This is a genomic window from Pseudomonas sp. UBA6315 (genome assembly GCF_002438125.1).
Classification (GTDB): Bacteria; Pseudomonadota; Gammaproteobacteria; order Pseudomonadales; family Pseudomonadaceae; genus Aquipseudomonas; species Aquipseudomonas faucium.
In genome coordinates this window covers 1-8,977 of record NZ_DJTF01000066.1, presented here as the reverse complement: position 1 = coordinate 8,977, position 8,977 = coordinate 1, and the positions used below count along the sequence as shown (strand labels likewise).

The 8,977-nt window shown below is 62.6% G+C and carries 10 protein-coding genes; all 10 read left to right on the top strand.

Features of this window, described 5'->3' with window-relative positions; genetic code table 11:
* A partial coding sequence (aspS, locus tag B3E94_RS08355; protein WP_286913055.1) for an aspartate--tRNA ligase occupies positions 1 to 1,640 on the top strand: 1,640 nt, incomplete at its 5' end.
* A gap of 111 nt (positions 1,641 to 1,751) precedes the next feature.
* Complete coding sequence (locus B3E94_RS08350) at positions 1,752 to 2,498, top strand: YebC/PmpR family DNA-binding transcriptional regulator (RefSeq protein WP_012315821.1); 747 nt, start codon at positions 1,752 to 1,754, stop codon at positions 2,496 to 2,498.
* 187 nt (positions 2,499 to 2,685) lie between these two features.
* The gene (ruvC, locus tag B3E94_RS08345) at positions 2,686 to 3,210 is read left to right on the top strand and encodes a crossover junction endodeoxyribonuclease RuvC (protein ID WP_236236607.1); all 525 of its coding nucleotides are present in this window, start codon (positions 2,686 to 2,688) and stop codon (positions 3,208 to 3,210) included.
* A 108-nt stretch (positions 3,211 to 3,318) separates the two neighbouring features.
* The gene (gene ruvA / locus B3E94_RS08340) at positions 3,319 to 3,936 is read left to right on the top strand and encodes a Holliday junction branch migration protein RuvA (protein ID WP_176511593.1); all 618 of its coding nucleotides are present in this window, start codon (positions 3,319 to 3,321) and stop codon (positions 3,934 to 3,936) included.
* The gene (gene ruvB / locus B3E94_RS08335) at positions 3,933 to 4,979 is read left to right on the top strand and encodes a Holliday junction branch migration DNA helicase RuvB (protein ID WP_176511594.1); all 1,047 of its coding nucleotides are present in this window, start codon (positions 3,933 to 3,935) and stop codon (positions 4,977 to 4,979) included. Before ruvA ends, ruvB begins: the two co-directional genes overlap by 4 nt.
* Positions 4,980 to 5,104: 125 nt before the next feature.
* Positions 5,105 to 5,557, top strand: a complete 453-nt coding sequence (gene ybgC / locus B3E94_RS08330; protein ID WP_054902638.1) for a tol-pal system-associated acyl-CoA thioesterase — start codon at positions 5,105 to 5,107, stop codon at positions 5,555 to 5,557.
* 2 nt (positions 5,558 to 5,559) lie between these two features.
* Positions 5,560 to 6,255 carry a protein TolQ gene (gene tolQ / locus B3E94_RS08325; protein WP_010952367.1) on the top strand — a complete coding sequence of 232 codons (696 nt, stop codon included), beginning with the start codon at positions 5,560 to 5,562 and terminating at the stop codon, positions 6,253 to 6,255.
* 14 nt (positions 6,256 to 6,269) lie between these two features.
* Positions 6,270 to 6,722, top strand: coding sequence for a protein TolR (gene tolR / locus B3E94_RS08320; RefSeq protein WP_008090221.1), 453 nt, complete (start codon positions 6,270 to 6,272; stop codon positions 6,720 to 6,722).
* Positions 6,722 to 7,801 carry a cell envelope integrity protein TolA gene (tolA, locus tag B3E94_RS08315; protein WP_176511595.1) on the top strand — a complete coding sequence of 360 codons (1,080 nt, stop codon included), beginning with the start codon at positions 6,722 to 6,724 and terminating at the stop codon, positions 7,799 to 7,801. Before tolR ends, tolA begins: the two co-directional genes overlap by 1 nt.
* Positions 7,802 to 7,818: 17 nt before the next feature.
* The coding region (tolB, locus tag B3E94_RS08310) for a Tol-Pal system beta propeller repeat protein TolB (protein WP_286913056.1) at positions 7,819 to 8,977 on the top strand (1,159 nt) is incomplete at its 3' end.

Sequence of the window (8,977 nt, the reverse complement as noted above, 5' to 3'; positions counted from 1 at the left end):
CCCAGGTCGTGTTCGACCCGGACCGCGCCGAAACCTTCGCCGCCGCCGACCGCGTGCGCAGCGAGTACGTCGTGCAGATCACCGGCAAGGTGCGCAAGCGCCCCGATGGTGCTGTCAACGCCAACATGGCATCCGGTGCCATCGAGATTCTCGGCTACCAGCTGAACGTGCTCAACGAAGCGGAAACCCCGCCGTTCCCGCTCAACGAATACTCCGACGTCGGTGAGGAAACTCGCCTGCGCTACCGCTTCATCGACCTGCGTCGCCCGGAAATGGCCGACAAGCTGCGCCTGCGCTCGCGCATCACCAGCAGCATCCGTCGCTTCCTCGACGAAAACGGCTTCCTCGACGTCGAAACGCCGATCCTCACCCGTGCAACGCCGGAAGGCGCACGCGACTACCTGGTGCCGAGCCGTACCCACGCGGGCAGCTTCTTCGCCCTGCCGCAGTCGCCGCAGCTGTTCAAGCAGCTGCTGATGGTGGCCGGCTTCGACCGCTACTACCAGATCGCCAAGTGCTTCCGTGACGAAGACCTGCGTGCCGATCGCCAGCCGGAATTCACCCAGATCGACATCGAGACCAGCTTCCTCGATGAAAGCGAGATCATGGGCCTGACCGAAAGCATGATCCGCAAGCTGTTCAAGGAAGTGCTGGACCTGGAGTTCGGCGAATTCCCGCACATGACCTTCGAAGAAGCCATGCGCCGCTACGGCTCCGACAAGCCGGACCTGCGCATTCCGCTGGAGCTGGTCGACGTTGCCGACCAGCTCAAGGACGTCGACTTCAAGGTATTCGCAGGCCCTGCCAACGATCCGAAGTGCCGCGTCACCGCGCTGCGCCTGCCGGGCGGTGCCAGCATGCCGCGCAGCAAGATCGACGAGTACACCAAGTTCGTCGGCATCTACGGTGCCAAGGGCCTGGCCTACATCAAGGTCAACGAGCGCGCCAAGGGTGTCGAAGGCCTGCAGTCGCCGATCGTCAAGAACATCCCTGAGGCCAACCTCAACAACATCCTCGACCGCGTTGGCGCCGTAGATGGCGACATCGTGTTCTTCGGTGCCGACAAGTTCAAGGTGGTCAGCGAAGCGCTGGGCGCGCTGCGTATCCGCCTGGGCCACGACTTCGAGCTGCTGACCTGCGAGTGGGCGCCGATGTGGGTCGTCGACTTCCCGATGTTCGAAGAGAACGAAGACGGCAGCTTCACTGCCCTGCACCACCCGTTCACCGCACCCAAGTGCAGCCCGGAAGAGCTCGAGGCCAACCCGGCCACCGCCCTGTCCCGTGCCTACGACATGGTGCTCAACGGCACCGAGCTGGGCGGCGGTTCGATCCGTATCCACCGTAAAGAGATGCAGCAGGCAGTATTCCGCCTGCTGGGCATCGAGGCGGCGGAACAGGAAGAGAAGTTCGGCTTCCTGCTCGATGCGCTGAAGTTCGGTGCACCGCCACACGGTGGCCTGGCCTTCGGCCTGGACCGCCTGGTCATGCTGATGACCGGCGCCCAGTCGATCCGTGAAGTGATCGCCTTCCCGAAAACCCAGAGCGCTGCGTGCGTCATGACCCAGGCCCCAGGCATGGTCGACGCCAAGGCCCTGCGTGAGCTGCACATCCGCCTGCGCGAACAGACCAAGGTCGAGTAAGCGGACCCCGGGCGCATCCACATGGATGCGCCTTTGCGTTACGGCGCAGGAATTTGTCGTTGCGCCCCGTTCGGGGCGTAACTGTTTGTGTTTCAAGGATTTGGAGTTGTTATGGCTGGTCATTCCAAGTGGGCGAACATCAAGCACCGCAAAGAGCGCCAGGATGCCAAGAGAGGCAAGATCTTCACCAAGTGGATCCGTGAGCTGACCGTTGCCGCCAAGCAGGGCGGTGGCGATCCGGCCTCCAACCCGCGCCTGCGCCTGGCGCTGGACAAGGCCCTGGGCGCCAATATGAGCCGCGACATCATCGATCGCGCCGTGGCCCGGGGCGCTGGCACCAACGAAAGCGACAACGTCGAAGAGCTGAGCTATGAAGGCTACGGCCCGGGCGGCGTGGCGATCATGGTCGAGGCCATGACCGACAACCGCAACCGTACCGCCGCTGCCGTGCGCCATGCCTTTACCAAATGTGGCGGTAACCTCGGTACCGATGGTTCGGTGGCTTACCTGTTCGAGCGCAAGGGGCAGATCAGCTTTGCACCGGGCGTTGACGAAGATGCGTTGATGGAAGCGGCGATGGAAGCCGATGCCGACGACGTGGTCGCCAACGAAGACGGCTCGTTCGAGGTGTTCACCTCGTTCAATAGCTTTTATGCCGTGCGCAACGCGCTGGAAGAGGCGGGCTTCAAGGCCGCCGACGCTGAGATCGTCATGCAGCCGACCACCAGCGCCGAGCTGGACCAGGAAGGTGCCGAGAAGGTGCTCAAGCTGATCGATATGCTCGAAGACCTGGATGACGTGCAAAACGTCTACTCCAATGCGCAGATTTCCGACGAGATCATGGAGAAACTCGGCTAAGGTTTGCTGGCGATTCTAGTCAGGCATGTGAGTTTTTCAGCGTCTGTAGCGGCCCTTTCGCGGGGCAAGCCCGCTCCCACAGGTACTGCATCGACATTCAGATCGGTGCAGTACCCGTGGGAGCGGGCTTGCCCCGCGAAAGGGCCATTACAGTTTGCAAAATGCATTTCCTTATACGACAGGCGTTATGACTCTGATTCTTGGTATCGACCCCGGCTCGCGCATCACCGGTTATGGCGTGGTGCGCCAGACCGCGCGTGGTTGCGAGTACGTGGCGTCGGGTTGTATCCGCACCGGTGCCGGCGAGTTGCATGAGCGCTTGCAGATCGTTTTTCGTGGTGTCTGCGAAATCATACGTACCCATGAGCCGGTCACCATGGGCATCGAACGGGTGTTCATGGCCCGCAACGCCGACTCCGCGCTCAAGCTCGGCCAGGCGCGCGGTGCGGCCATCGTCGCCGCCGCCGAGGCTGGCCTGGAAATCGCCGAGTACAGCGCAAGCCAGGTCAAGCAGGCCGTCGCCGGCAGCGGTGGCGCCAACAAGGAGCAGGTGATGCTGATGGTCATGCACCTGCTCAAGCTCACCCAGAAGCCACAGATCGACGCCTCCGACGCCCTGGCCATCGCCCTGTGCCATGCCCATACCCGCTCCAGCCTGGTGCCCCACGGCCTGGCCACGGCGCGGCGACGCGGCGGGCGCTTGCGTCTGTAGCGCACTTCATGCGCTGATACATTTTTTGTCCGGGTGGCGCGTTCACCCGTTGCATTTGCTGATAGGGTTGACCGGTCTTTGACCGGCCCCGAGAGGAAGGATCGGAACGTGATTGGACGTTTGCGCGGCACCCTGGCGGAAAAGCAGCCGCCACACCTGGTTATCGACGTCAACGGCGTTGGCTACGAGCTCGAAGTGCCCATGACCACCCTGTATCGCCTGCCCAAGGTCGGCGAAACCGTGACCGTGCACACCCATCTGGTGGTGCGCGAGGATGCCCACCTGCTGTACGGCTTCCATGAAAAGCGCGAGCGCGAACTGTTCCGTGAGCTGATCCGGCTCAATGGCGTCGGCCCGAAGCTGGCATTGGCGCTGATGTCTGGCCTTGAGGCCGACGAACTGGTGCGTTGCGTGCAGGCCCAGGACACTTCAGCGCTGGTGCGTGTGCCTGGCGTGGGCAAGAAGACCGCCGAGCGCCTGCTGGTCGAGCTCAAGGACCGTTTCAAGGCCTGGGAAACTTCCCCGGCCATGTTCACCCTGGTCTCCGATGGCCCGGTGCCGGTCAGCAGCGCCTCCACGGCCGAGGCCGACGCCGTCAGCGCCCTGGTTTCCCTGGGCTACAAGCCCCAGGAAGCGAGCAAGGCGGTGGCTGCCATCAAGGACAAGGCCGGCATGAGCAGTGAAGACCTGATCCGCAGCAGCCTCAAAGGGATGATCGCCAAGTGATCGAAGCCGACCGCCTGATCGCCGCCAGTGGCCGCGACCGTGAAGAAGTCCAGGACCGTGCGATCCGCCCGCTGCGCCTGGATGATTACATCGGCCAGCCGGTGGTGCGCGAGCAGATGGCGCTGTTCATCCAGGCCGCGCGCGGTCGCCACGAGTCGCTCGACCACACCCTGATCTTCGGCCCGCCCGGGTTGGGCAAGACCACCCTGGCCAACATCATCGCCCAGGAGATGGGCGTGTCGGTCAAGAGCACCTCCGGGCCGATCCTGGAGCGCCCGGGCGACCTGGCCGCCATGCTGACCAACCTCGAACCCCACGATGTGCTGTTCATCGATGAGATCCACCGGCTTTCGCCGGTGGTCGAAGAGGTGCTGTACCCGGCCATGGAAGACTTCCAGCTCGACATCATGATCGGCGAAGGGCCGGCGGCGCGCTCGATCAAGCTCGACCTGCCACCGTTCACCCTGGTCGGTGCCACCACCCGCGCCGGCATGCTCACCAACCCATTGCGCGACCGCTTCGGCATCGTCCAGCGCCTGGAGTTCTATAGCGACAAGGACCTGGCGACCATCGTCAGCCGTTCGGCCGGCATTCTCGGCCTGGCCATTGAGGACCAGGGCGCCTACGAGATCGCCCGCCGCGCCCGGGGCACGCCGCGTATCGCCAACCGCCTGCTGCGCCGTGTGCGCGACTATGCCGAAGTGCGCGGCAAGGGGCAGATCACCAAGGCGGTGGCCGACATGGCGCTGAACCTGTTGGATGTCGACGAGCGCGGTTTCGATCATTCCGACCGGCGCTTGCTGTTGACCATGATCGAGAAGTTCGACGGCGGCCCGGTGGGGGTCGACAACCTGGCGGCGGCGATCAGCGAAGAGCGTCACACCATCGAGGATGTGCTCGAGCCGTACCTGATCCAGCAAGGCTATATCATGCGCACGCCGCGTGGCCGTGTGGTCACCCGGCATGCCTACCTGCACTTTGGCCTGAATGTTCCGGGGCGCCTGGGCGATGGCGCAGGTTTTTCCGAAGCAGGCGATGAATGACAGATCGAAACCCGCTTTTCGTGGTCCTACCGCTGGCATGCCACGGGTGCACTGGCAATACGACATTAATGATTGAAAAACAGTTGCCGCAGCGGATTGGCAAGCTGAGGAGTAAGCACTAGAGTATGCGCGCGCAAAATGGCCTTGAACCTTTCGCACACCGTTGTCGCGTCTATTACGAGGATACCGATGCCGGTGGCGTGGTGTATTACGTCAACTACCTGAAATTCATGGAGCGCGCGCGTACCGAGCGGCTGCGACACCTGGGCTTTTCCCAGCAGCAACTGGCCGGGGAGAACCTGTTGTTCGTGGTCCACTCCAGCGAAGCGCGCTATCACGCGCCGGCGCGCCTGGACGATGAACTCCGGGTGACCGCGCAAGTACTTGAACTCAATCGCGCCAGCCTGCGTTTCGTGCAGCAGGTCTGGCGAGAAAAGGATGAAACGCTGCTCTGCGAAGGGCAGTTCCTGGTGGCCGCCGTACGCGCCGACACTTTCAAACCCCGAGCCATACCCCCGGAGCTGCGCGACGCCTTTGTGGCAGACGGCTCGGGTACTCAATCGAACGCAGGAGAATAAGCGTGGAAGCTAACGTCGTCGACCATACCTCCATGTGGAGTCTGGTCAGCAATGCCAGCGTGGTGGTACAGCTGGTAATGCTGACCCTGGTGGCCGCCTCGGTCACTTCATGGATCATGATCTTTCAGCGCAGCACCATGCTGCGCGCCGGTCGTCGTGCGCTGGATGCCTTCGAGGAACGCTTCTGGTCGGGTATCGACCTGTCCAAGCTGTACCGTCAGGCAGGCAGCAACCCTGACCCGGATTCGGGTGTAGAGCAGGTCTTCCGTGCCGGCTTCAAGGAGTTCTCGCGCCTGCGCCAGCAGCCGGGCGTCGACCCTGATGCCGTCATGGAAGGTGTAGGCCGTGCCATGCGCGTGGCCATCTCGCGCGAGGAAGAAAAACTCGAGCAAAGCCTGCCGTTCCTGGCCACCGTCGGTTCCACCAGCCCGTACATCGGCCTGTTCGGTACCGTCTGGGGCATCATGAACTCCTTCCGCGGCCTGGCCAGCGCCCAGCAGGCCACCCTGGCCACCGTTGCACCGGGTATCGCCGAAGCGCTGATCGCCACCGCCATCGGTCTGTTCGCGGCAATCCCTGCGGTCATCGCCTACAACCGTTTCGCTGCCCGCAGCGAAGTGCTGATCGGCCGTTACTACACCTTCGCCGACGAGTTCCAGGCGATCCTGCACCGCAAAGTGCACACCAGCGAAGAGTAATCAGGTACAAGCCCATGGCCCGAGTTCGCCACAAACGCAAGCCGGTCGCCGAGATGAACGTGGTGCCCTACATCGACGTGATGCTGGTGCTGCTGGTCATCTTCATGGTGACGGCCCCCATGCTCAACCAGGGCGTGAAGGTCGACCTGCCCAAGGTTTCCAGCGAAGCCTTGCCGCAGGACAACAACGTCCAGATCCTCACCATTTCGATCAAGGCCGACAAGACCTACTACTGGAACCTTGGCAGCGAAGTCGATACCGACAAACAGATGGACAAGGCCATGACCTTGCCCGATATGACCAGCGCGGTGACCAAGATCATCGCCGCCGGTCGCGACCAGGGCAAGCAGACCCAGGTCTTCATTCGTGGCGACAAGGCTGTCGACTACGGCGCGGTCATGGGTGCCATGGGCGGGTTGCAGAAGGCCGGTGTCGGTAACGTTGGCCTGATTACCGAGGCGCCCTGATGCAACAGCGAGAGCCATCCGCCTCGGAAAGCTACTTCTGGCCCAGTGTCTGGGCCATCGGCCTGCATGTGCTGGTGTTCGCGCTGCTGTTCGTCAGTTTTGCCATGACGCCAGAGCTGCCGCCTTCCAAGCCGATCGTTCAGGCTACTCTGTACCAGCTCAAGTCCAAGAGCCAGGCGACCACCCAGACCAATCAGAAGATTGCCGGGGAGGCGAAGAAAACCGCCTCGCGTCAGACCGAAGTCGAGCAGCTGGAGCAGAAGAAGGTAGAGCAGGAGGCCGTCAAGGCCGCGGAACAAAAGAAAGCCGACGCCGCTCAAAAGGCCGAGGAAGCCCGCGAAGCTGCCGAGGCGAAAAAGGCCGAGGAGGCCGCCAAGGCCGCCGAAGCCAAGAAAGCCGCGGAGTCCAAGAAGGCCGAGGAGGCGAAGAAGGCCGCCGAGAAGCAGCAGGCCGACATCGCCAAGAAGAAGGCTGAAGAAGAGGCCAAGAAGCAGGCCGAGGAAGAAGCCAAGAAACAAGCTGCCGAGGAAGCCAAGAAAAAGGCCGCCGAGGACGCGAAGAAGAAAGCAGCCGAGGACGCCAAGAAGAAAGCCGCGGCGGCCGAGGAAGCGAAGAAGAAGGCAGCTGAAGAGGCCAAGAAAAAGGCCGCTGCAGACGCCCAGAAGAAAAAGGCACAGGAAGCGGCCCGCAAGGCGGCGGAAGACAAGAAAGCCCAGGCCCTGGCCGAGCTCTTGTCCGACACCACCGAACGGCAGCAGGCCCTGGCTGACGAGCAGGGTGACCAGGTGGCCGGCGACTTCGACGACCTGATCCGCATGCGCGCGGCCGAGGGCTGGGCACGACCGCCTTCCGCGCGCAAGGGCATGACGGTGACCCTGCAGGTCAGCATGTTGCCGGACGGCACCATCACCGGTGTCAGCGTGACCCGTTCCAGTGGTGACGGTCCGTTTGACAGTTCAGCGGTGGCTGCGGTCAAGAACATTGGTCGCCTGACTGAAATGCAGGGTATGAAACCGAGCGATTTCAATCGTTATCGTTCGTTCAAGATGACATTTACACCTGAGGATCTAGCGTTGTGATTAAACTCCTTCGAGGAATGCTGGTCATGCTCTGCTGCGTGGCTGGCATGGCCATGGCAGAGGAAAAGAACATCCTGGTCACCAGCGGCAGCGATCGGGCCACGCCCATCGCGGTAGTGCCGTTCGGTCTGCAGGGTGGCAGCGTACTGCCGGAAGACATGGCCGATATCATCGGCAACGACCTGCGCAACTCGGGCTACTACTCGCCGATTCCGCGCCAGAACATGATCAGCCAGCCGACCCAGGCCAGCGAAGTCATCTTCCGCGACTGGAAAGCCCTCGGCGCCCAGTACGTGATGGTCGGCAGCATCGTGCCGTCGGGCGGCCGTCTGCAGGTGCAGTACGCGCTGTTCAACGTCGCCACCGAGCAGCAAGTGCTGACCGGTAGCGTCGCGGGCACCGCTGACCAGCTGCGCGACATGTCGCACTACATCGCCGACCAGTCGTTCGAGAAGCTCACCGGCATCAAGGGGGCGTTCTCCACCCGCATGCTGTACGTGACCGCCGAGCGCTTCTCGACCAACAACACCCGCTACACCCTGCAGCGTTCGGACTACGACGGTGCCCGTGCAGTGACCCTGCTGCAGTCGCGCGAGCCGATCCTGTCGCCGCGCTTCGCCCCGGATGGCAAGCGTATCGCCTATGTCTCGTTCGAGCAGAAGCGCCCACGCATCTTCATCCAGCACATCGATACCGGTCGCCGCGAGCAGGTCACCAACTTCGAGGGCCTGAACGGTGCGCCGGCCTGGTCGCCTGATGGTTCGCGCCTGGCGTTCGTGCTGTCCAAGGACGGCAACCCGGACATCTACGTGATGAACGTGGCCTCGCGCCAGATCAGCCGTGTCACCGCCGGCCCCGGTATCAACACCGAGCCGTTCTGGGGCAAGGATGGCAACACGCTGTACTTCACCTCCGACCGTGGCGGCAAGCCGCAGATCTACAAACAGTCGATCAGCGGTGGTGGTGCCGAGCGCGTGACGTTCGTGGGCAACTACAACGCCAACCCGAAACTTTCGGCGGATGAAAAGACCCTGGTGATGATCCATCGCCAGCAGGGTTTCACCAACTTCAAAGTGGCGGCACAAGACTTGCAGCGCGGAAGTGTAAAGATTCTGTCTGAAACAAGTCTTGATGAGTCTCCCACTGTTGCGCCAAACGGCACCATGCTAATCTACG